Source organism: Cellvibrio sp. ARAG 10.3 (assembly GCF_051846955.1).
GTDB lineage: Bacteria > Pseudomonadota > Gammaproteobacteria > Pseudomonadales > Cellvibrionaceae > Cellvibrio.
This window is the reverse complement of the sequence record NZ_JBPYCU010000014.1, coordinates 1-21,768: the sequence shown is the minus strand read 5'-3', so window position 1 is coordinate 21,768 and position 21,768 is coordinate 1. Positions and strand designations below refer to the sequence as shown.

The window sequence follows — 21,768 nt, the reverse complement described above, 5'->3', positions numbered from 1 at the left end:
ACCACAACCACCGGTGAACACCATGAGCCAATTGCCCTTGCCGAAGTCGAATACGCCATCAAAAAACGCACCACCTGCCGAGAAAAATTCCTGGCTCGACTGGAAGAGCTTTTTCCGTGGCAAAAACTAAAGCAGCAATTGAGCAAAGATTACCAGAAAACCGGGCCCGGTAGGCCATATTCACTTTATGCAGCTGGTGTAAAATCTCAGCGATCCGGAGATGGAAGACTACTTGTACGAAGTTGATTCCATGCGTCGTTTTGCCCTCCTACGGTTGTGTGAAAGCATCCCTGACGAAATCACCATCCTTAACTTTCGCCAGTATGTTGAAACCCACAAATTTGGCAAAAGGATATTCGACACGATTAATCAGCATTTAGCAGATAAGGGGGGTGCGGCTGCGCGAGGGTGCTATTGTTGATGCCACCATTATTGCTGCGCCAACATCCACCAAAAATGCAGACGGCGAACACGATCCGGAAATGCATCAGGTTAAGGAGGGTAATGAGTGACATCATGGAATGAAAATGCACATCGGTGTCGATGACCACCTTGGTTTAATTCACAGCATCGCCACGGTGGCAGCCAATGAGCTCGATATTACCCGAACCGATAAATTGCCGCACGGTGATGAGCAGCGCGTATGGAGTGATGCAGGCCATCTCGGGGTAGACAAACGAGAAGAGCATACCACTCGTCTGGTGGATTGGTTTATTGCGATGCGCCCTGGTAAACGGGCGAAGCTAGCCAAGCCAGATCCATTGGCGCAGGCAGAAAAAATGAAGGCCAGCGTACGGGCAAAAGTAGAACATGCCTCTTTCTACATCAAGCGCGTGTTTCATTACAGCAAGGTTCGCTATCGCGGGTTGGAAAAAAATACCAACCGTTTATATGTGTTGGCGGGTTTGGCAAACCTGTTGCGGATGAAATCGTGCTTACTGCCCTAGGGGTAGTCCGCCTGTAATGTGCCGCCACGGTGAATTACAGGCGAAAAAAATAAAAAACAGTGGGTTTGCTTGCAAAATTTTTGCGATTCTCTTTTGCGGAGTATGATGTTTTAAAAAGAGATAATTTTTTAGAGGGTCCCTAAAAATTCTTAATTTCTCCATATGCTAATCATTATCTGTTCATCGGTAGATTCTTTTAAAAAGTATTTACAATGCTTTAAGCATTATAGGCATATATTGATTGAAATTTACATTCGTTAGGCGCTATAGTGGTCAAGTAAATTTAGCCACAGTTTAAGCGATACTCGCGTATGCTCGTTCAGCCATTACTGGCGACAAGCCTCCGTTGTGTCTGTGCGGCCTCGTTTGACTGTAGTAACTCAGCACATAATTCGCTATTGAAAATTCAGCTTCCTTAAAATTTCGATAGCCGAATGTCGGTGCCCACTCGGTTTTTAAACTTCTAAAGAACCGTTCCATTGGTGCATTGACGCTCCTATGTCAAGAGACGCTTCTAATTTTTGATAAATCGTTCAAGATGAGAGGGTAAACCTCTCTAGCTATGTATCGTTTCAGGCATCGATAAATTTCTTTAGTTGTGAGTCCTTCTGTAGTCCACCGAGCAACATATTGTCTCGTTCTCGGATCACTGCGAGCCCTAACTAGAGTTATCGTCCAAAGCGCATTGTTAGCTGCTCTGTTACCTCCTCGACTTAAACGGTGCCGCACAGTCTTACCCGATGACGCTGGTAATGGATTTACACCACACAATGCAGCAAGAGCAGATTCATTCTTGAGGCGTTCAGGGTTATCACCGGCAACCGTAACTAGGGTAGCAGCTGCATATGGCCCGATACCCATCCGAGAACGGAGGCTTTTGCAATGCTCCTGGGTGAGCATATCCAGACTTTTATCCAAGTGATCAAGCTCCTCAGCGAGCGTCATCCAGCGCTTGGCAAGCTTAACGTTGCCATAAGTGTATAGCAGACTCGATCTTCCAAGGGAGCGCACCGATATGCAAGCCTTTGCACACTCATAAGGCTTGGTCCGCCAAAGACGCTCGCGGACTTCTTGCGGAGCACTTACTAGCAGCGCTCGAATCTGGTTCATAGCTTGCGTCTTGGCTTTTACAGCACTGCGTCTGGCAACCGCTACCATTCGGATTTCTTCACATGCTCCGCTTTGATTTTTAGGAATAGCCGTCGCTGTTCCAGCTAATACCGCTCGGGCAGCATTTTCAGCATCCAATGGATCTGACTTACCTTGCATTCTGCGTTTACTGCGATCGGGCCGATTAACCTCAATCACTACTACGCCCTGACTTGCTAAAAACCGGTAGAGCGCTGCACCATAAGTTCCAGTACCCTCGATTCCTGCGCGTGTTAGCTTGCCAAATGTGGTTGCCCAGTGAAGCAAATCAGCATAGCCATGTGAGTTTACCGAAACGCACCATGTTCCGAGTAAGTTGCCAGATTGATTTATTGTGGCAGCAACATGGACATCCAGATGAGTATCCACTCCTAAAATAACTTCTCGCGATTCTGACGGGTTCATGGGTTAGTCTCCAGAGTGAATAGCCTGGCATTACCAACCTTAACCTCAGGACAGGACACTCAGGATGCAGCACAAGGCTCCTATTAGGTCACTTTAGCTAAGCCCAGTAATGTCTGGGTAACACTGCATTTAGTTGACAGGTCAATGCAAAGGCATGCAAAGAGCCAATCCCAGCACGGGTCAAACCAAAGCAGTGTTCGTAAGCATAGTAGACTGAGTATCCCAACAGTTGCCGCGACGATTCATGCTCTGCTCAATCTGATAGCGCCATAATAATTGCCGATAACTTTTGCTGGTGTAATGGCAACCCTGGCCTGAATGAAACATCAAGCTTTTGGGCCTTCCTCGTGCTTCAAACGCCAGCTCACTGTCGGGCGACAAAGAAAACGCCCAGCCAATCGGGCTGCGTGCAAATAAATCCAATACAACGGCAAGCGGGTACCAATCCAAATGTAAGTCACACCGCCACGCCAGGCTTGATTTGGCTTTGGCGCAGTAAATTGCCGATCCAATTTATTTGGGATAACAACATGCTCTTGCTCTGCCTTTGTAGTTGTATTTCGGTACTTGGCAACTCACTAATTCCAGTTTTTTCATCAGCTTGCTGGCTCGATAGCGGCTTAGCTTAGTTCCTCTGACGGTCACCATCTCTGCGACAGTTCTGGCACCCGCAGAACCGTGGCTTTGCGCATGAACACCACGCACTTCACTTAGTAAATGAATCGTCTCGCATCAATATCGCTCGGCCTTTCTGACCAGTATCGATAGCTACTGCGATGAATACCAAATGCATTGCATAAAATCTTTACGCTGTAGCTCTGCTTGAGTTCGTAAATTATCGCAAACTGTTCAGCGAGTCGGATATCAAGAGAGCGGTAGCCTTTTTTAGAATTTCGTTTTCCGTTTCAATGCGTTTTCTTTTCCAGCTCCCGAATGCGCTGTTGCTCAGGAGTGACGGGAGCGCCTTTCGTCGGCTGCCCGCAGTTGTTTAACCCCTTTTATCCATCGTGGATAAACCTACTCCCATAGATTCTGCTGCATCGTGAATGGTGTAACCTTTCTCTACAACCAGCTGCGCGGTTTCATGGCGAAATTCAGGGCTAAATGTTAGTCTGGTACGTTTGCTCATTGGGCTCCTATTAATTGTGTGAAGCGATAATATCACTTCTAATTGGGAAGCCAAATTCACTATGCCACTACACACCAATAATATCGCTGATCGACTCGAAGGCTCTTACAAATAATTTTTGAGATAATTTTCGGGATGGAAATAGTTTTATTAATGTCTCATTAACGGGAACAGGCAGCTTTTTTCGATGGCTAGCTTTATTCTGTTTATCCGCTAAGGTATAATTAATCGCCGGTTTGGCGCCTAACTTTTAACATAAGGATTATTTATGAGATATTTAGTGTTTTTTCTAGTGGGTTTCGCATTTAATACTGTTCAGGCGGTTGAATGGTTAAATAAAAGCAATAATATTGGAACCTTTATGGGTTATGAAGATGGATATAATCAAAAGGATGCTATGTACTTTTGCCGCGAAAATAATCGAACGGATGGCACTACAGTTGTAGGAAAAGCGATTGTCAAACAAGGTAGAAGCGGCCCTCTCAGTACAGCAGTTTGCTATATTCCTTGGGGTGGAAAAGAAAACTCTCGTAAAGAAAACTTTGACCTTTTAGTCTTACCTGAAGGCTGGCGTTTCAGTCATATAGATTCACAGGCATCGCTGATTAACTTGGATTCCTACGAGCGAGGCAACCCTCCCAAAGCAACCTATGGTTGCGCCCATTATCCTACTGGGATAATTGGTAAATACTTTGTAGAGCACAATGCATGCTATTACCCTTATGGTGGAAAGGAGCGGAAAGAAACAAATAAGGAAAGGTTTCGAGTCCTCACATATTGCAATACTGGCATCAGTCATATTGGTAATGGCTACTGCAATACGCCATTGAATGGTTATTGACCATTTAAAAGTTTTCTACCAAGGCGGGATGTTCGCACCACTCGGTGGGGCGTCCTCCCGAGGATGTTACGTAAGAGCAAAAAATCGAACAAAAATTAAGCACTCTTTTCAAATTCAATCGGGCTGTTGTATGTTCTGGTCCAGCAAAACCGGGCAGGTTAATCTGAGCATTTCAAATTGAACCGGTGACACGCTTCCGTTAGCTGTATGTGGCCGATCTACATTGTAATACTTAATGTAAGCTGCAACATCTGTCTTCGTATGGTTACGTGTCGGCTGCGGCACCTTGAAAATCCAGTCGTGCTTCAGACTACCAAAGAATGGCTATACCACCGCATTATCCCGACATGCACCTACATCGCCCATCAATGCCTTTAGCCCATAACTTTCACGCAATTTGGGTAGCGTCGACCTGCATATTGCGAACCTCTATCATCGTGAAAGACTAAACTTTTTGGTGGCCGCCTTAGGTTTACAGCTTTGATCGTTGCCTTGCAAATCTAATCAGTCGTCACACGCTTGTCGATATACCAGCCCGCTATCCAACGTGATAAAAGATCCATCACAACCGCTAAGTACATCCAGCCTTTCGCAGTTTTTAAGTAGGTGATATCGCCTGTCCATACCTTGTTTGCAGCAATTGGGTTAAAAATTTTTGATTGCAAATTCCCTGCAGTCTGATCGCCATCTTTGCGCTTTGTTGTTGCCTCGTACGCAAGGCGCTGTTTCGCAATCAAATTCAGCGTTTTCATCAGCGACGTGCTTTGTCACGGCCTATTTTGAAACTTTCTTTGTGCAATTTTTTTGCCAGCTCTCGGCTACCCAGGCTGTCCCTGCTTGCATAGACCAATTCTTTCGCTCGGCGATACAGAGTCAGGTCAACAGCAGTGAGGGGTGCGCCTCCCACGCACAGAAGCCGGCTTGTCAACCTGCATGATCCTACAAGCCCGTACCGAATAGCCGGTCGATTGCTTGTCTATGAAAGTAAACTTTACTTCATTTCCCTCACGAAGACGGCGCTGGCCTTTTTAAAATCTCTTTCTCCGTACGCAGCTCTTATTCAGGGTCAGTACTTTCTCATCCATCTGCTGCTTGTGAAGCTCTTTTCAGCGATGCAGTATGTTGGCTGCTATGCCTGGTGATTTCGCGGCTTCCGGAACTGAATACCTTTGCTCAAACACAAGAGCAAGTGCTTCGTCTTTAAACTATTTCAGGTATTGTTTGTAACTGCGCTTTTGACTCATACTGACACCAATGGTTGAGGGTTATTGTCTCTCATCAATGTGTCCTGTTCCATTAGACCACTACAGTATCGGCGTCTAAAGTGTACTCACTCACATCCGTAAGTGCGATGTGGCGCTAACGCCCAAATGACTGCAATTAATGGTGAATTTTCAATGAAAACAAAAAAAATACTGATAATACGTTTCCGACGGGTGGGGGATGCGGTGCTCTCGACGGTGCTCTGCACAAGTCTGCGTCGTAGTTTTCCGAATGCACAAATTGATTATGTGTTGAACGAGGGCATTGCGCCTTTGTTTGAGGGGCATCCGGATGTGGATAATATTATTACCTTTACAGAGAAAGAGAACGCAAATATTCTGCTGTACGCCAGAAAAGTTTGGCAAATCATGCGTAATTGTCACTACGATGTCATTATTGATACTCGAAGCACCATTAAAACGCTATTTTTCCCGTTGTTCTCTCCATCGACACTGTATCGTATTGGTACTAAGAAAAAATACAATCTTTTTTTGCATAACTATCGGATAGATAACCGTTCCGACAGTAGTGAAAACGTAATCCTTCGTCTACTAAGATTGCTGAAACCCTTGGAGGCTATAGGAAGTATCCAGTATTGCAAAGACTTTACGCTGGCGTTGCCGGACGCGGAAGTTGCAAGCTTTCGTCAAAAAATGTCAGCGTCTGGCGTAGATTTTGGGCGGCCAGTGATAATAGCCGCTGTGACGGCCCGGCTGGCTCATAAAGTATGGGATAAAGATCGCATGAAAGAAATTTTGCGTCGCATGATTGAAAAATATCAGGCGCAAATCATCTTTAACTACGGCAATGCTGAGGAAGTTTTTGCAAAAGCGCTTCACCACGACATGCATGATGACCCCAATATCTTTACCAATATCGAAGCTTCATCCTTGCGCGAATTAGCGGTAATGATGGCAAACGCTGACTTCTTCTTTGGTAATGAGGGTGGGCCGCGGCATATATCACAAGCTTTAGGGTTGCCGTCCTATGCCATATTTCCACCGGGAATCTCTAAAACACTCTGGCTGCCGATGACGGAAGAGCAGAAATGCTTGGGTATAAGTCCTGATGATGTATGCTCGCACAAAGAACAAAAAAACATGAGCTATAAGCAGCGGTTTGATTTGATTACTGTTGAACAGGTATGGCAGGGGGTGGATTCCATATTGCAGCGATATGTGGGTAACAAAGCTCATTGACGCCAGGCGGTGTGTTGGCGTGCCTGGATATAAAAACCATCATATTCTTCAGTTGGTCTCGCTCCAATTACTATCCTTCCCTGGATGGCATTTCATCCGTTTACAGGTCGCGGATTAAATAGACAGGCGAGCCGGAAATACTGACGCTGCCCAGCGTGTTTCCGTCGCGCTCAAGGGCGTAAGAGTAGCGAAGCTCAGAGGGTATCGGGTGTACGCCTTGCTCGGCCCAGCCCATAACAATTGTGCGTTCTGTGGTTTGAAATTCCATCAAATAAAGGCCGTTGTCGCTGGGTAGCTTGCGAATAAAATCCGCTTTGCCCAGCAGTTGTATAAAAATTTGCAGCGCGTTAAATGCAGGTCTTTGACGAAAATTGTCTACATCATCGATCAGGCCATAACCGTGCGCAGATAAACGCCACCAGAAAACCTGATCCACATAGCCGGAACAAAGCGTAATAACGAGATAGCGCAGCATATAATTTGCATACTCGTCTTCTGTTTCTCCGGGTTCTTCTCTGCGCCATTTGGGAGTTGTGTAAGGGCAGCCAATCGGTGACCAAATGCCAGCATATTTCACCGGCCAATTAACTTCTGACACAATAACCTTGTCATCGCAGCGATCTGACCATTGGGCAACGGCTTTAAGAAGTGCGCATTTTTCAAGTGTTGCGAAGCGACCCTGCTTGCTTTCCGGAGCGCCCCGGCGGTCGACATACAACAAATGCGAGAGAGCATGGAGCCGGTTTCCGGATGGTATTGCATTGAGTGCTGCTATAACGGGATGGTACTCAAAATCAATACAAGCCGGACCGGTTAACTTGATGTGTGGATAACGCTGTTGTAACGCAAACGCCGGTGCCATCAGTACACCGTATTCCTGCGCGCTCCAGATGCCCCACTTAACCCGGTTACTGGCATGTGTGACTTCTATATGAGCCACCTTATCCGCAATGGCACCAATCACTATTTCCAGGAAAGCGGACCATTGCTCTGGGTGTAAGACGGCCTGTCGATCTTGCAAGATGGCAACCATGATCTCCACGCCTTCTTTGTGCAAATCCTCCACTAACGCGATTCCCCGGTGCCAGTCTTCATGGGTTTCATGATGCGCAAAGCGAATCAGTACGGGTATATTTCCCAAGGCTTTCAGTAGCGACAACTCGTGCGAAATATATTCTGCTTTCGGATGTAGCGCGACGCCTACACGGCCGTGCATTGAAACGGTTTGTTGGTAGCGTTGCTTGAGCAGTTGCTGATAACGTTTATAGATACTGGGAGCACTGGTGGCCGATTGCCACATCATGGATAGCATGTAGCCCCACTTGCGATTTTTATTTTTCTCTTTGCCTCCCAGGACGATCATGGGTTGTGCAGATTTTTCATCCCACAGCCAAATGTCTTGCAGTGGCGGATAGGTGGAGCGAACTTTAGGCCGCTTTTGATCTCGCCAATAGCGAATAGGGTGACGCCACTTGCTGCTACGCCTGTGTCCCCAAAATCGTTTGCGGGCTTTTTGTTCCTGCTTTTCAAAATCTTTCGGAACATCCTGATGATTATAGTAAATCATCTTGAAGATTTTCAGATACGCCCCGGGAAGAGCAATGCGTGCTACATCAAATGCACGTTGTTTGGTGGTGAGCTGCTCGTTGGGGTAGTTGGCTCTATTTAAATCAATAAATTGTGGCTGAAGCCAGGTTCCGTCCCCACTGCGTGGCAGCAAGATGTTTTGATTGCCCATGTCCCCATGCATAAATCCTGCATCGTGCATGGCTTTGATGGCCGGCGCGACCACGTGAAGCAGTTCAATCAAGGGAGCATTATCGCGTTGATCGTAGTAAATATTTGCCAAAGCATCGCGAAAGGAAATGCCAGGTTCAAACAAGCAGACATAGTAACTTTCAAGTAAGCGGCCATTCTCCCAGCGTTCGCGCCAGGCAATAGGTGAGGGCGTGCCTATGCCTTTTTCTTGCAGGTACATGGCCGCGCGAAAGGAACGCTCAGCTTTTGATCCGTGACGTTTGTCATACCAATCTTTCAAATAGCTTTGGCGTTTGAATACTTTGATGGTCGCAATAATTTCACCAGCTGCAGTACGGAGGGGCGTGCGGATAACGTAGTCTGCGCCATGAGAAATTTTTTCTGCCCGGGGAAATTTGATCAGTGCAGAAAGGTCAGATAGCTGTTCGAGAAGCAGCGGTTGATCAAATGCGGGAGCGGTAGCCCCTGTGTAGTGGACAACTTTTGAATCAGTCATAACAATGTCTTGGGAGGATTGCAAGGTAACATAAAAAACCCATTTTACTTCCTTCGCTTGAGTATATGCTATCAGTTTGTCAGTATCTGCCTGTGTACTCAGTCGTCTTCATCAGATATTTGCGAGATCGTCATGGAAACCGTCCGGATTGTTATACCTCTCTATAAGACCCATCTTGATCCACTTGAACGGATGAGCCTTGAGCGCAGCCTGAGTGTGTTAAAGAGTCATGCTTTTTCTATTGTGTGTCCCAGTAATCTGGACCTGACTCCGCTAATACCAGTTTTTGCAGCGGTCAAACACGATGTTAGGCGCTTTGATCCGGAGTTTTTTAACGGTATTCAGGGCTACAATCGCTTAATGCTCTCACGTGAGTTTTACGCGGCTTTTTCCGATTGCAAGTACGTACTGATTTGCCAAACCGACGTATTTGTCTTTTCGGATCAGTTGTTATTCTGGTGCGAAAAAGGCTACGACTATATCGGCGCCCCCTGGATTGCGTCTCCCCAAAACAGGGTCAAAAGAATATTTTATGCGATGGAAAATTTCTTCACCGGAAAAGATAAGTCTTCCCATCACTTCTTCAAGGTAGGCAATGGTGGCTTTTCCCTGCGTAACGTTGAGACCATGTTGCGCATTGTTAGCCAGCTGAAAGACAAGGCTGAATTTTTCGCTAGCCATAAGGACGAAAAGAAATACCATCAGGAAGACGTATTTATTTCAGTCTACGCACCCACCCAAATCCCTGGCATCAACATTCCAGGATATGCAGAAGCGGTGGGTTTTTCTATGGATAGAAAACCTCACCTCGCTTATCGGTTAAATGGCGGTAAATTGCCTTTTGCATGTCACGGGTTTAACAAATCCAAAGTAAAGGATTTCTGGGAGCCGATTATTCTTGGCTTTCAGGATAATGCGAATAAGAAATAGCGCTTCTTTCGTAGCGATTTATTTTCCCCAATAACCCAGGTTTTTTCTGATCTTGAACTTACGCAACAAGTTCCAGGGTTTGGGCCGGGCATTTTTTCCGCCTTCGGCGATAAATTGATCTATTGCATCCAGAATTCGTTCTGCTGAGCGGCCGTCGCGATAGGGGTGAATTTCCTTGCCGAAGTGATCAATGGCATCCATCAGTTCCTTGGGGCGCGATAGCGCGCGCTCAATCGCTGGTTCGAAATCTGCCGGATCATCAATATCGATTAATTGCGGGCCGGGACGACGGTTCTTGAAGGTAACAACAGGTTTTCCGGTCAGCAGGAATTCACTCAGTGCGGATGAGGTGTCAGAGCACATCATGTCCGCTTGCGGAAACAGTTCCAGAATATTGTCGTTGGTGGCGAAGGTGAGATGTTCGCTCTCCAGGGCTTTGAACTTCGCTGCCGTTTCTGCATGCATCTTGGGATGCAAGGTAACGATCCACTGCCAGCGTCCCGATTGCGATAAGCGTTTGACTTCGGGGTGCAGGATTTCGGCGGCACTCCACGAGGGTGAAAAAGTGGAGTGGTAAAGGACGACCGGTTTTTCTTTTACGGGTGGTAATTCCGGGGACAGGTTTTGGAAAAAGCCATCCAGCTTGGGCCAGCCGGTTTCAACCACGCGGAAATATTGCAGCTTGTCCGCCAGCGCCTGAAACGCTCGTGTGTCATGCGGGCCGGTAGTGCAATACATATCAAACAGGCCGCGAATATAAATGTGTCGCGGTTTGCCGGCATCGAAGCCGTGAAATGTTTGTACTTTTACACCGGGAAAAAAATGCGGCACCAGATTATTCGGTGTAATAACAGCGATGGGATTCCATTGCTTTACTTCTTCCACAGAATTTAACAGCTTATCAGTGGCCAGCAAATCCTCTGCACCTGGCCCGCCGAAGAACCACGCAACTTTATCGCCGCGGGCTTTTATCGCTTCATCGATAGGACGCATGATGGCTAGCGTATAACGTTCTGAACCGTAAAATAAATAATGTTTTCCCATGAGTATTTACCTGACTCGGTTCATGGCAAGTGCGATGGAGGATTGCTTCCCTGCGCGCTGGGAAGTTTCAGCTGTAAATTATTCCACACCTGCACAGCCAATATTCCCGTCATACACGGCGGTGTTTCACTGCTGTGTTCCGGCAGTAAGCGACAGCTGCGTTTATGGCAGGGTACGCAGTCCAGTGGGTTTTCCATTTGCAAGTTGCAGGTGTGCGTGCCGATTAAGCCAACTTTGGTGGGTGATGTGGGACCATAAAGTGCGATGGTCGGTGTTTCAAGCGCGCCAGCCAGGTGGGAGAAGCCGGTATCCAGGCCGATTACGCCGGCGGCTTCAACAAGTTTTTCTGCAATGGTAGTGATCGATAATCGTTGTTGTGGGCGGGTGGCTGTGGGGCAAACCGCAATAATCTGGTCGGCGATAACGCGCTCGCTCTCGCTGCCCCAAATAATTTCCAGGTTGTAACCCTGTTCCACCGCCATCTTCGCCAGGCTTTGCCAGTGTGTTGCGCTCCACAGCTTGGTGGTCCAGCTGGTGCCGATAATAAATACCAGCTTATGGCTATTTTTTTGTACCCGTGCAAAGTTCTGGTTAATGCCAAAGTTCAAGGTAGCTGGCGGTGCGTAGTTAAAAATACTGGCGAATAGCTGGCGGGTTCGCTCTACGGCGTGCTGCTCTTTGGATACCGCGTGAGTATGTGAGTAAAACCAGCTGCTGATGGATTCGCGCGCCGATTGTTTATCGTATCCGTGTCGGATGTCGGCGAGAGCGGTGCGGGTGACTAACGCACTTTTTAATAAACCTTGCGCATCAATCACGCAATCGTAGTGCTCACGTTTTAGCGCTTTGCGCCACTGGCGAAATGCGCTCCAGCTGGACCCATTTTTTTGTTTCATCCAACGGCGTAAATCAATGGGAATTACCTTCCGAATGGCGGGATGCCATGCCGCAATTTCAGCAAAACCTTCTTCCACAACCCAATCGATCACCACCTCGGGATGCTTCTCCTTGAGGTCGGTAATGGCGGGGAATGTGTGAAAAATGTCCCCCATAGAGGACATTTTTATCAGCAGGATTTTCATGCAGGCTCGCTGTGGCTGATGACCAATTTACTGGTAATTCTGGTAAGACTTTTCTTCAACCAGCTCAGAACCAAACGCCAGGTTGATATCTTTTTTGACCGCAGCGCGTTTGTCGTTGGTGAAATACACCGCGCGTGCCAGTTCAATAAATTTTTCGGTGAAATCTTTGGCGCGCTCGCAATCGCGAATATCGTCTTCAATAACCCACAGCTGTTGATTAATGTTTTTAAGTGAGGCTTGCAAGGGTGCCAGTTTGGCTTTACCGGCTTGGTCGAGTAATTCGTCGACGGTGTTGTTGAGAACATCCAGTTCATGTTTGACGTTAGCGAGTTTGCCTGCGTCGGTGATATTGGCGGCTTTGATTTCAAGAATGGTGATCTTGTCAATGAGTTCGCCGAGGGAAATAGGTGCTTGAATCAACATGGTCCGGGTCTCTTTTTAGCTGTTTTCACAGGGCGCACATCTTAACAAAAGCCATCGCTTGTGTATCGGTTCGTGTGCGATGGAAGACGTGATAAGGGTCCTGTGCCCCTTAACCCTGAAATCCCTGACCACTGTTTGCGCGATTGTTCGGCTGAGGTTGCCCGCACGCCTGGTTGGCCGGCACAGTAACGTCCATCATCTTGGGGTTGGGTAGTTTCAGATTGTTCATCAGCTCTACATAGGCTTGTATGTCCCTGACCTGCAAACGTGGATTATGCGCGGCCTCTTCGGCAATAGTGCTGAGTGTCCAGCCTTTATAGTCGTGGGCGGGGTAGACGATCGTGTCCTCCGGCAGATGCAGTAGCTTGTCGAACAGACTGTGATACTGGTCTGTCGCGCTACCGTTTTGAAAGTCGGTACGTCCGGTGCCACGGATAAGCAGCGTGTCGCCGGTGAAGACGTAGGTCTGGCCCTGATGATCCAATAAAAAACTATAGGAATCGTCGGTATGGCCAGGGGTAAATAACGCTTTTAGTGTCAGGGAGCCAATATTTACCTCGTCGTCATCCTGTAAGGGCTGGGATACGCAGGCGGAATTTGATTTTTCACCCAGCAGCGTCACACAGCCAGTAGCATCGCGCAGATCGCCCGCTCCGGTAACATGGTCGGCGTGGGTGTGCGTATCCAATACGTAAACGAGTTTGAGATTCAGCTCTTTGAGTAGCTGTAAATATTTAGGTACATCTTCCTTTACCGTGTCAATCAGAGCTGCCTCGCGCGTCTCTTCGCACGCGATAAGGTAGGTGTAGGTGCTGGATTCACGTTCAAAGAGTTGGCGAAAAATCATAGTAACCTCGTCGGCTGTCGAAGGATGAAGAACGCTGTATGTACACCGCTTGCGTAGGTCGCATTAGCCGGAGGCGTAATCCGACCTACAATGTTTTACTGATCAGTGTGACCAATGTGATTGCCAGCAAGCTTATGGCAAAAATCTTCTGTAATACCGCATTGGCAACCTTGTGGCCAATGGCTTGGCCGGCCACCATGCCCAGTACACCGCCGGCGGCAACTAAACCCAGTAGCCGCCATGGATTATGTTCAGTCATCAGCAAATGGCTGATGAATCCGGAGCTACTGACCAACGCAATAATCACCAACGATGTGCTGACTGCTTGCGCCATGCTGATAGGGCTTAATATCAGCAACAGTGGCACAATTAAAAAACCGCCACCGACACCGAACAAGCCCGATAACAAGCCCACCACCAGGCCGCCAACCAGCAATCCGCTGAAGCAGCGTGGGCGTAATTCGAATTGGCCAGTTCTGCTCAGGTTGCACAGTAAGTCAAGTGGCGGCGTTTGCATAAAATTCCCCGCGCGTACCACCTCGGCTGCCTGTGGGTCACGCTTGGCGGTGTGCCACATGCGCCCTGCAATGATTGCGGCCAGCAGGCTGAAGCTGGCCAGCAACCAGGGTTCGGGAATCTGGAAACCCAGCCACTTACCAAGGGGTGCCGTAATAGCGCCGACAAGGGCGAGGATTACACCGGGCTTCCATAGAATGGTACGTTGTCGCATGCTGAGGCGCGCACTGCCATAAAAGGTACTGGCGGCGACGGCGCCAAGTGACAAACCGACGGCGTCGGTCATCGGCAGTCCCGCCAACAACATCAGGAGCGGCACGGCAAAAACGGAACCGCCTGCACCGGTCAACCCCAGCATCAATCCAATTAACACACCGATCAGCAGTAACATCAGCAAGGCCCTGAACTTGTAGATTTATATCGTTCATCAGCGGAGCCGGTGAATACTTACTTATTCCAGGGCGCCCGCGCGAGCAGCATGCCCATGGCACATAGATCTGTAATGCCGGCAAATACCAGTCCTGCGCCGACAAACGCGGAGAGCCCATAAAAGGCGGGATGCATCCATGTGCCCAGAATCACCCCAATCAGTACCAGCACACCGGCAGCCGTGCGTACCTGTTGCTCTAGCGACATCGTTTTGCGATGGTTTTTGGTGACCGGAATATTGGCCTGCTGAACCGCATTCATACCGCCATCAATAATGCAAAGCTCGGCATTCACATGGCCCTGTAATTGGTCGGCGGCTTTTTCAGCACGCTTGCCGCCCTGACACAACAAGTAGACGCAAGAACCTTGCTTACCGTGTTTTACCAGTTCGTTTTGTAAACGTTCCGGTGTGAGTTCATGCAAGGGAATGTGCAGGGCGCCGGGCAGGGCAGTAGCCGCGACTTCGGACGCGGTACGCACATCCAGCACGCACAGGTTGGTGCTGGGGTTGGCGAATAACTCAACCGGGTGGATGCGTTTGTGATTCATGGCGTTACCTCAATGGTAGCTATTCGGTCGGACAATAAATGGATTGCAGTACAGCAATGATTCTGGTGGCTTCATCACCGCAGAGTTGGTAGTAAACCGTTTGTGCTTCCTTGCGAGTAACCACCAACTTCGCTTCGCGCAGGCTCGCCAGGTGTTGCGACAAAGCGGATTGACTGAGCGGTACCTTCGCATTCAACTCACCGACGGACATCTCTCCGTTCACGAGGGTGCAGAGGATCATCAGACGATTCTCGTTCGCCAGAGCTTTCATCAAAGCCGCCGCCTCACGGGCGTGGGCCTGTATTGCCAACAGGTTTTCTGTATCAAGTGTCTGGGTATTCATAAGTTGGCCAGTGATTGAATTTTGCTCATTATATTAGATTTAATTAAATTAGATATATCTAATTTAGATTTATTTAATTTAAAAAAAGAGTTATGTCGTCGGTTTGGGTTATGAGGTCCTGCTTGCGGGGAAAAGACTCCTGACGGGTTCTGTCAAAGCATGGGCTTAAGCTGCACGGGTCAAGTCAAATTTTAGGGATGCGCACTATGGCTCAATTACCTGCTCACAAGCGTTTGTATCGTCTGGATAAGTTCATCGTACCGGTCGGCGCCCTTGAAGAGTTCCTTGCCAAGGTCAAAAGCACCCACCAACTACTGCGCAACCAGGCCGGTTTTATTCAGGATTTTCTGCTCGAACGCCCCTTGTCTGATGAAGCCATCCAGATAGCGACGCTGGTGGAATGGCAGGATCAGCAATCTATCGACAACGCTCGTCATGCGGTGATGGCGGCGCACAAATCCAGTGACTTCAACGCGCAAGCATTTACAGACCGGCTCGGCATCAAGGTGGAGATGGGCAGTTATCAACCCATAGCCATGTAGGTAGTAGATAAGACGGTGATCAACTAACACGACCAAACCAAGCGAGGGATTTATGAGCAACGATAACCCCAGTATCATTTCGCATTTATCTATTGGCACTAACGACTTTACCCGCGCCAAGGCGTTTTACGATGCCGTGTTACCCAGCCTGGGTATCGGCATCGTTATGGAGCACCCGGACGCTGTGGCTTACGGCAAACAGTATCCCGAGTTTTGGGTGCAGGTGCCGATCAACGGCAAACCCGCCAGCGTCGGCAACGGCTTTCACATCGGCTTCTTCGCCAATAATAAAGAAGAGGTCCATGCCTTTTACGATGCCGCCATTGCGGCGGGTGCCACCTGCGACGGCCCACCCGGCCCGCGCCCGCTCTACGGCGACCCCTACTATGGCTGCTACGTTCGCGACCCCGAAGGCCACAAAATTGAGGCGGCGTATTGGGATCAGGAATTGAGTATGCAGCTGTACGGCCACTGACTATCGGCTTTCGCCAGCGGGATAACAGAGTCGCTGACAGGAGCCTCGTTATCCCGCATTCATAGCGTATAATGCCCGCCTTTTTCCCGTTCCAGTCCATGAACAAAACCCATGAACAAAAAAGGCGCACCATGACCGTTCGTACCCGTATTGCCCCATCTCCCACCGGCGACCCGCACGTCGGTACCGCTTACATTGCGCTCTTTAACCTGTGCTTCGCGCGTCAACACGGCGGCCAGTTTTTGCTGCGCATCGAAGACACCGACCAAACCCGCAGCACGCCAGAGTCTGAGAAAGCTATCCTGGACAGCCTGCGCTGGCTCGGCCTGGATTGGGACGAAGGCCCGGACGTCGGCGGCCCCCACGGCCCCTACCGCCAAAGCGAACGCATGGGCATGTATCGCCAATACGCCGAAGAGCTGGTGGCTAAGGGCCACGCCTTCTATTGCTTCGCCACCGCCGAAGAACTGGACGAGATGCGCCGCGAACAACAAGCGCGCGGTGAAACCCCCAAATACGACGGCCGTGGTCTGTTGCTGTCCGACGAAGAAGTGCAACGCCGCCTGGCCGCAGGCGAGCCCTACGTGATCCGCATGAAGATCCCGGAAGAGGGCGTCTGCGTTATCGACGACATGCTGCGCGGTAAGATCGAGATCGAATGGTCACAAGTGGACATGCAAGTACTGCTCAAAGGCGACGGCATGCCCACCTACCACCTGGCCAATGTGGTCGACGACCACCTGATGGAAATTACCCACGTCATTCGCGGCGAAGAGTGGATCAACTCCGCGCCCAAGCACCTGAAGTTGTACGAATACTTCGGCTGGCAAGCGCCGGTACTGTGCCACTTGCCGTTGCTGCGCAACCCGGATAAATCCAAGCTCAGCAAGCGCAAAAACCCCACCAGCATCCTGTACTACAAGCATATGGGCTACCTGCCCGAAGCCATGCTCAATTACCTTGGCCGCATGGGCTGGTCCATGCCCGACGAGCGCGAAAAATTCACCCTCGCCGAAATGCAGGAACACTTCGACATCAACCGCGTCTCCCTCGGCGGCCCGATCTTCGACGTGGAAAAACTCAGCTGGCTCAACAGCCTGTGGATTCGCGAAAACTTCACCATCGAACAACTCTCCGAACGCCTGCATCAATGGGCCTTCAATAAAGACATGCTGCTGCAGGCCTTGCCCCACGCCCAGCCGCGCATGAACACCCTGAGCGACTTTGCCCCACTGGCCAGCTTCCTGGTATCCGGCATGCTGAATGTGGCGGAAGCCGACTTCGCCGCCAACAAGCTGCCAGTCGACAAACAAAAGGAGCTGTTGCAATTCGCCCTCTGGCGCATGGAAGCCCTGCGCACCTGGGAGCGGGACGAGATCTTCAACGAACTCAAACTGCTGGCCGAACAAATGGGCATCAAACTCAAGGACGCTCTGGCGCCGATCTTCGTCGCCATCGCCGGCACCACCGCCTCCTTCTCGGTCATGGACTCCATGGTCATCATCGGCCCCGACATGAGCCGCGCCCGCCTGCGCCACGCCGTTAATGCCTTAGGTGGCTTCGGCAAAAACAAGCAAAAAGACCTGGAAAAGGTCTACAGCGCCTTGGGCCAAACCACGGAAGAAGCCGCGCCGGACGCTTGACAGTCGAAAGTCTGGTGATACAATGCGCCCCGCTTCAGGACGAAGCCCAAGCAATACCTTGGGGCTATAGCTCAGCTGGGAGAGCGCAACACTGGCAGTGTTGAGGTCAGCGGTTCGATCCCGCTTAGCTCCACCAAATTGATAGTTGACCGACGAGGTCAGCTAATTTGATGTGAAGGGGTCCAATGGGCCCCTTTTTCATTGGCCAGATGCCTGTGAGACATCAAAGAAAAGCAAATACCTGTTCATGAGTTGATCTATTGCTAGATCGACACTTTTTAATATCGGGTATTTTTTGCTGTTTTGTCAAATTTTCTTTTTATTTTTCTCTGTAATACCCACTTCTTGGAAGCGAAAGCTTATTCACCTGCATTCTCACGCGGCTAATTTTGGTTTTAACGTAACCTCTCGTGGTTTTTAAGACTGTATGCCCAAGTAATTCCTGCACCGCAAAAATATCTGGATTTTCTTCATCTTCAAAATTGCACAGGGTTGTGGCTGTTGTATGCCTGATTCGATGTGCACCGATTCGCATACTGATATGAGCAGATAGTCGCTTCATGAACCCCGTGATACACGCCCCGGTCATCGCCCCTGGATTCTTCGGATCAGGCTTGTAGCGCGAGTTGAACCTGCATACATTAAATAATTTGTCAGTGGGGCGCATTAGCCGCCCCAAGGCGTTTTCATTTCGCCTGATTAGGTATTTAACGTCTTCTACGAGCTCCTCGGCTAATGGAATTGACCACTCCTTTCGCGTTTTTGAGCCCCTGTAGCTAGCGATCAGAATCCTGTTCTCAAGATCGATATCCTGTAGCTCTATACTCACAATTTGCCGTCGGCGAATCCCGGTGTAGTAAAAAAACCGAATGACCAGAAGCCAAAACCATGCTGGAGGTAACACATCTGGATGAGTCTTCAGGAAAGTAAATGCTGCTGCAAATACATCTGTGTCAATTGTTTTGGGTGGTGCCGAAGGTTCAGGTGCTCTTTTTACGCGAGCAAACCAATCTTTTTCCCAAAAGCCTTCCTCAAGTGCCCAGGCACCCAATAGCCTCAGGTATCGTAGATAGCTGTTGTAGGTTATCGGTTTTGCACGAGCAACGTTTAGCACTTCATCCTTGAAGGTCGCGAGAGCTTCATAATCAATGTCCTGTATGTCATCAATGCCGGATCTCATATCGAACAACCTTGCCGCCACGGTGATTGCCTTGGCGGTGTCTTCATTGTAGACATTCAGTCCAATATACATCCTGGCAATATCGCTCATCCTCATGTCTCTTAAAGCTCCTAATTTGATCTAAAAAGGTGTATTGGTTATCACGAATGAGAATAAATAGCATTATTTCATAAATTTGCAACTTTTGGCGCCAATCAATCATATGCTCGGATCGGCCGGCTTCAGTAGTTTGTTTGGTTGAGGCAGTTCGGCGCCTGCTGGGAAAATTCGCTCATAGGGAATAATCCACCCGTTGAGTTTCGAGGTGCGGGTACCGCTGCCCGTGTCTACGAGGTAAGGGTGGACATTGAGGTGGGTTAGGGCCGTCTTTTTGTGTACCTTCAATCGATTGAATCGCTTCTGGAGCTTCGTGTACGAGTCTTCTCCGAGCTGCGCGTATTTGCAGTAGTGCTTGAATATTCGAGGCGTTACCAGGAAAACGCCTTCGTCGACGAAGTGCACGGACGCTGTTGTGTTGTTCGCCGCAAGACGCTGGCTTAATACGCCTTCGCAAACCCACTCCCAGAACTCCGTCGCGACGTCCTCGTGCCACTCGGTGGTCCGAATCGTCGCGGATGCCATCGGATCTTTTGGGGGCGCTTTAGGAGGGGTTTCTCTGGATTCAGTCGACGTGTCCCTGGCTGGCGGGAGAGGCGAGTGGGGGAGTGTATTCACCGAAGGTTCGGAGCCAGATTCTTCCGGGGTCGGCTCGATTTCTATCTCGGCTGCAACGGGCAATTCAGTATCGTTCGATACTGTCCCATACTCATCAGACGCTGTTGTATCAGCCTCACGCATGTCTTGCTTAGCCTCAGCTGATGCTGTGTCAATGTCCGGTGCTGGAGCAGATTCGCGCGTAGCCGGTTTCTCTGGGACAATTTCTCGAATTGATTGACGCTGAGGCGTCGGAGTTGGCGCAGCTTCGTCGTCTGGCGCAAAGATTCGGATAACACCGTCAAAACTCTGCGGCAGCCTCACGGGTAAAAACAATCGGCGGGTTTTGAATTTGAGGCAGGTTAATGTATGCGAAAATTTTCCCTGATTATCTTGCACATTGATTTTCCAAATTGCTTTGCCATCCGGTGTGGGCAAAGCAAATCCATGCTCTTGCAGCACGTCATAAATGCGCACAGGATCAGACGGAATTCCTGTTGCGCCAATGTCTTCAAATGATTTGACTAGCAATTCCGCCAGCGGTCGGCACACCAGGTAAACATCTTCATTGGCAACCCAACCCATGCCGCCGTCTTTATTGATTTTGATTGCGCCATCGCTTAATAACTGTCGCAGTTTTTGTATCAGCCGATCAGCCAGACTTTCGCGCGCGCCGGGGAAACGCAGGTCGGCATTGGTAATATCGGTGTTTGCACCGGTGCTTGCCCGATCCGCCTGGGTAACGATATCGCCAATGACCTGGCTCTCGTAGGTATCACCCCAGATCGACGCAAGCGTTTGTGACATTACGACAGAATGTTGCGCCAGCCAGGCTCTCGCAATTTGTGGAATGATATGGGAGTACAGCGTAACACCCATACGCTGATGCGCTTTGTATTCACATTCCTGGAATACGATGCCGTACGACACTGCGCCAGTTTCATAGATGGGTTCACTGTGCGGGTTCCACAGTTTCTGTGTACCGTCGGGCATGTTCAACACGATCTGAAAACGCGTCAGAATTTTTCCGATATCGTGTAGCAGGCAAGCAACGAAAACACCGTAGGTCCAATGGTGTTCTTCTCGGGCCATGTCTTCCGGATTGCCGCCTAGCGGTAACTGGTAACTCTTACGAATATGTAACGCAGTCGCGGTAACTTCTAAGGTATGTTTCAGTAGGCCACCAGGGCCACAGTGGTGATTATTCTCGCTCGCCGGTGCCAGCTGGACCGCCTCAGCGAGTGTGTGCACCGGTTGGCGATACAGCACGTCGAAGTGGTTCTCCGAGATACCCACCGTCCGATACAGCTGTGTCAGCCGCTCATCAAACCCGACAAGCTCCAGGAGTGTTGTTGACCGCAGTGGCGGAAGCGCACGCATGTCCAATTCATCGAATGCAATGGGGGCAGCCTTGGGTGTGCCTAACGGGAGAACCTGGGGCAGATTAAAAAACGTTTTTAGCAGATTCATTTGAGGCGATGCTCGCACCACTTTCTGATCACATCACGCGCGGGATAACCTGCGTCAGCCATATAACAATGCGTGGTGCCAGCACCTTGTTTAAAATCAATGTATTTCTCTTCCAGTGGATTCCAGATAGTTTGCTCGCCGGATGTTTCGGACCGCGTTGCACGATAGTGCCAACACTCCAGTTCCGAGATACGGCGATAGAGCAACCGCAGGTAGGGTGACTCCGCGGAGCGCTGAAACACCGCGACGATGTCCCACAGCACCACTTCCAACTCTTTGTTGAGTGCCGCATTCTGTTCATACTCGAAACCTGCAAACCGCCCCAGGAGTTCTTCCAGGTGCGGCAGCCATTTTTCTTTTTTGAGCGCTTCGAGCGCTTGCAGGATCGATGTTGTTTCCGTCAGTGACGTCATAT

18 protein-coding genes, 1 tRNA gene and 4 pseudogenes are annotated in these 21,768 nt (G+C 49.5%); 8 read left to right on the top strand and 15 right to left on the bottom strand.

What is annotated here, in order from left to right:
* Positions 1–30: 30 nt before the first annotated feature.
* Positions 31–947: pseudogene (locus tag ACSV5M_RS16160) on the top strand (IS5 family transposase).
* Between the two features lie 294 nt (positions 948–1,241).
* Here the strand turns inward: ACSV5M_RS16160 and ACSV5M_RS16155 are convergent.
* From ACSV5M_RS16155 to ACSV5M_RS16145, 3 genes and pseudogenes are all read right to left on the bottom strand, one after another.
* Positions 1,242–1,436, bottom strand: a pseudogene (locus tag ACSV5M_RS16155) (IS3 family transposase); the annotation flags it as partial.
* 12 nt (positions 1,437–1,448) lie between these two features.
* Entirely contained in the window at positions 1,449–2,501 is a 1,053-nt protein-coding gene (locus ACSV5M_RS16150; RefSeq protein WP_439177364.1) for an IS110 family transposase, read from the bottom strand.
* 219 nt (positions 2,502–2,720) lie between these two features.
* Positions 2,721–3,630: pseudogene (locus ACSV5M_RS16145) on the bottom strand (IS3 family transposase); the annotation flags it as partial.
* Between the two features lie 268 nt (positions 3,631–3,898).
* Here ACSV5M_RS16145 and ACSV5M_RS16140 point away from each other — a divergent pair.
* Positions 3,899–4,471, top strand: coding sequence for a hypothetical protein (locus tag ACSV5M_RS16140; RefSeq protein WP_439177363.1), 573 nt, complete (start codon positions 3,899–3,901; stop codon positions 4,469–4,471).
* A gap of 114 nt (positions 4,472–4,585) precedes the next feature.
* Here the strand turns inward: ACSV5M_RS16140 and ACSV5M_RS16135 are convergent.
* Positions 4,586–5,715: pseudogene (locus tag ACSV5M_RS16135) on the bottom strand (IS3 family transposase).
* A gap of 126 nt (positions 5,716–5,841) precedes the next feature.
* Here ACSV5M_RS16135 and ACSV5M_RS16130 point away from each other — a divergent pair.
* Complete coding sequence (locus ACSV5M_RS16130; RefSeq protein ID WP_439177361.1) at positions 5,842–6,933, top strand: glycosyltransferase family 9 protein; 1,092 nt, start codon at positions 5,842–5,844, stop codon at positions 6,931–6,933.
* 100 nt (positions 6,934–7,033) lie between these two features.
* Here the strand turns inward: ACSV5M_RS16130 and ACSV5M_RS16125 are convergent, their stop codons facing one another.
* Positions 7,034–9,187, bottom strand: coding sequence for a lipopolysaccharide kinase InaA family protein (locus ACSV5M_RS16125; RefSeq protein WP_439177359.1), 2,154 nt, complete (start codon positions 9,185–9,187; stop codon positions 7,034–7,036).
* 132 nt (positions 9,188–9,319) lie between these two features.
* Between ACSV5M_RS16125 and ACSV5M_RS16120 the strand changes: the two genes are divergently transcribed.
* Positions 9,320–10,117, top strand: a complete 798-nt coding sequence (locus ACSV5M_RS16120; RefSeq protein WP_439177357.1) for a DUF5672 family protein — start codon at positions 9,320–9,322, stop codon at positions 10,115–10,117.
* Positions 10,118–10,135: 18 nt separating this feature from the next.
* Here the strand turns inward: ACSV5M_RS16120 and ACSV5M_RS16115 are convergent, their stop codons facing one another.
* The 7 genes from ACSV5M_RS16115 to ACSV5M_RS16085 form a co-directional block, all read right to left on the bottom strand.
* A complete protein-coding gene (locus ACSV5M_RS16115; protein ID WP_439177356.1) occupies positions 10,136–11,161 on the bottom strand; it encodes a CDP-glycerol glycerophosphotransferase family protein in 1,026 nt (341 codons plus the stop codon).
* 20 nt (positions 11,162–11,181) lie between these two features.
* The gene (gene waaC, locus ACSV5M_RS16110) at positions 11,182–12,243 is read right to left on the bottom strand and encodes a lipopolysaccharide heptosyltransferase I (protein ID WP_439177355.1); all 1,062 of its coding nucleotides are present in this window, start codon (positions 12,241–12,243) and stop codon (positions 11,182–11,184) included.
* A 27-nt stretch (positions 12,244–12,270) separates the two neighbouring features.
* Entirely contained in the window at positions 12,271–12,666 is a 396-nt protein-coding gene (locus ACSV5M_RS16105; protein WP_439177354.1) for a DUF6165 family protein, read from the bottom strand.
* 109 nt (positions 12,667–12,775) lie between these two features.
* Positions 12,776–13,513 (bottom strand): MBL fold metallo-hydrolase, encoded by a 738-nt coding sequence (locus ACSV5M_RS16100; RefSeq protein ID WP_439177353.1) that lies wholly within the window; start codon positions 13,511–13,513, stop codon positions 12,776–12,778.
* 85 nt (positions 13,514–13,598) lie between these two features.
* Complete coding sequence (locus ACSV5M_RS16095) at positions 13,599–14,420, bottom strand: sulfite exporter TauE/SafE family protein (protein WP_439177352.1); 822 nt, start codon at positions 14,418–14,420, stop codon at positions 13,599–13,601.
* A 56-nt stretch (positions 14,421–14,476) separates the two neighbouring features.
* A complete protein-coding gene (locus ACSV5M_RS16090) occupies positions 14,477–15,007 on the bottom strand; it encodes a rhodanese-like domain-containing protein (protein ID WP_439177350.1) in 531 nt (176 codons plus the stop codon).
* Positions 15,008–15,026: 19 nt separating this feature from the next.
* Positions 15,027–15,350: an ArsR/SmtB family transcription factor gene (locus ACSV5M_RS16085; protein ID WP_439177348.1), complete on the bottom strand. Its 324-nt coding sequence runs from the start codon at positions 15,348–15,350 to the stop codon at positions 15,027–15,029.
* Between the two features lie 206 nt (positions 15,351–15,556).
* Between ACSV5M_RS16085 and ACSV5M_RS16080 the strand changes: the two genes are divergently transcribed.
* From ACSV5M_RS16080 to ACSV5M_RS16065, 4 genes are all read left to right on the top strand, one after another.
* Positions 15,557–15,892, top strand: a complete 336-nt coding sequence (locus tag ACSV5M_RS16080) for an antibiotic biosynthesis monooxygenase family protein (protein WP_439177347.1) — start codon at positions 15,557–15,559, stop codon at positions 15,890–15,892.
* A 52-nt stretch (positions 15,893–15,944) separates the two neighbouring features.
* On the top strand, positions 15,945–16,367 hold the full coding sequence (locus tag ACSV5M_RS16075) for a VOC family protein (RefSeq protein ID WP_439177346.1): 423 nt from the start codon (positions 15,945–15,947) through the stop codon (positions 16,365–16,367).
* 131 nt (positions 16,368–16,498) lie between these two features.
* A complete protein-coding gene (gltX, locus tag ACSV5M_RS16070; RefSeq protein ID WP_439177344.1) occupies positions 16,499–18,010 on the top strand; it encodes a glutamate--tRNA ligase in 1,512 nt (503 codons plus the stop codon).
* A 60-nt stretch (positions 18,011–18,070) separates the two neighbouring features.
* Positions 18,071–18,146 (top strand) — tRNA-Ala (locus ACSV5M_RS16065).
* Between the two features lie 183 nt (positions 18,147–18,329).
* Here the strand turns inward: ACSV5M_RS16065 and ACSV5M_RS16060 are convergent.
* The 3 genes from ACSV5M_RS16060 to ACSV5M_RS16050 form a co-directional block, all read right to left on the bottom strand.
* Positions 18,330–19,280: a tyrosine-type recombinase/integrase gene (locus ACSV5M_RS16060; RefSeq protein WP_439177341.1), complete on the bottom strand. Its 951-nt coding sequence runs from the start codon at positions 19,278–19,280 to the stop codon at positions 18,330–18,332.
* A gap of 108 nt (positions 19,281–19,388) precedes the next feature.
* Positions 19,389–21,353 carry a MobH family relaxase gene (gene mobH, locus ACSV5M_RS16055; protein ID WP_439177339.1) on the bottom strand — a complete coding sequence of 655 codons (1,965 nt, stop codon included), beginning with the start codon at positions 21,351–21,353 and terminating at the stop codon, positions 19,389–19,391.
* The coding region (locus ACSV5M_RS16050) for a hypothetical protein (RefSeq protein ID WP_439177338.1) at positions 21,350–21,768 on the bottom strand (419 nt) is incomplete at its 5' end. The genes ACSV5M_RS16050 and mobH, both read right to left, overlap by 4 nt.

Coding starts and splice junctions, on each gene's coding strand:
- ACSV5M_RS16150 (WP_439177364.1), bottom strand. CDS start 2,501: ATGAACCCGTCAGAATCGCGAGAAGTTATTTTAGGAGTGGATACTCAT.
- ACSV5M_RS16140 (WP_439177363.1), top strand. CDS start 3,899: ATGAGATATTTAGTGTTTTTTCTAGTGGGTTTCGCATTTAATACTGTT.
- ACSV5M_RS16130 (WP_439177361.1), top strand. CDS start 5,842: ATGACTGCAATTAATGGTGAATTTTCAATGAAAACAAAAAAAATACTG.
- ACSV5M_RS16125 (WP_439177359.1), bottom strand. CDS start 9,187: ATGACTGATTCAAAAGTTGTCCACTACACAGGGGCTACCGCTCCCGCA.
- ACSV5M_RS16120 (WP_439177357.1), top strand. CDS start 9,320: ATGGAAACCGTCCGGATTGTTATACCTCTCTATAAGACCCATCTTGAT.
- ACSV5M_RS16115 (WP_439177356.1), bottom strand. CDS start 11,161: ATGGGAAAACATTATTTATTTTACGGTTCAGAACGTTATACGCTAGCC.
- waaC (WP_439177355.1), bottom strand. CDS start 12,243: ATGAAAATCCTGCTGATAAAAATGTCCTCTATGGGGGACATTTTTCAC.
- ACSV5M_RS16105 (WP_439177354.1), bottom strand. CDS start 12,666: ATGTTGATTCAAGCACCTATTTCCCTCGGCGAACTCATTGACAAGATC.
- ACSV5M_RS16100 (WP_439177353.1), bottom strand. CDS start 13,513: ATGATTTTTCGCCAACTCTTTGAACGTGAATCCAGCACCTACACCTAC.
- ACSV5M_RS16095 (WP_439177352.1), bottom strand. CDS start 14,420: ATGTTACTGCTGATCGGTGTGTTAATTGGATTGATGCTGGGGTTGACC.
- ACSV5M_RS16090 (WP_439177350.1), bottom strand. CDS start 15,007: ATGAATCACAAACGCATCCACCCGGTTGAGTTATTCGCCAACCCCAGC.
- ACSV5M_RS16085 (WP_439177348.1), bottom strand. CDS start 15,350: ATGAATACCCAGACACTTGATACAGAAAACCTGTTGGCAATACAGGCC.
- ACSV5M_RS16080 (WP_439177347.1), top strand. CDS start 15,557: ATGGCTCAATTACCTGCTCACAAGCGTTTGTATCGTCTGGATAAGTTC.
- ACSV5M_RS16075 (WP_439177346.1), top strand. CDS start 15,945: ATGAGCAACGATAACCCCAGTATCATTTCGCATTTATCTATTGGCACT.
- gltX (WP_439177344.1), top strand. CDS start 16,499: ATGACCGTTCGTACCCGTATTGCCCCATCTCCCACCGGCGACCCGCAC.
- ACSV5M_RS16060 (WP_439177341.1), bottom strand. CDS start 19,280: ATGAGCGATATTGCCAGGATGTATATTGGACTGAATGTCTACAATGAA.
- mobH (WP_439177339.1), bottom strand. CDS start 21,353: ATGAATCTGCTAAAAACGTTTTTTAATCTGCCCCAGGTTCTCCCGTTA.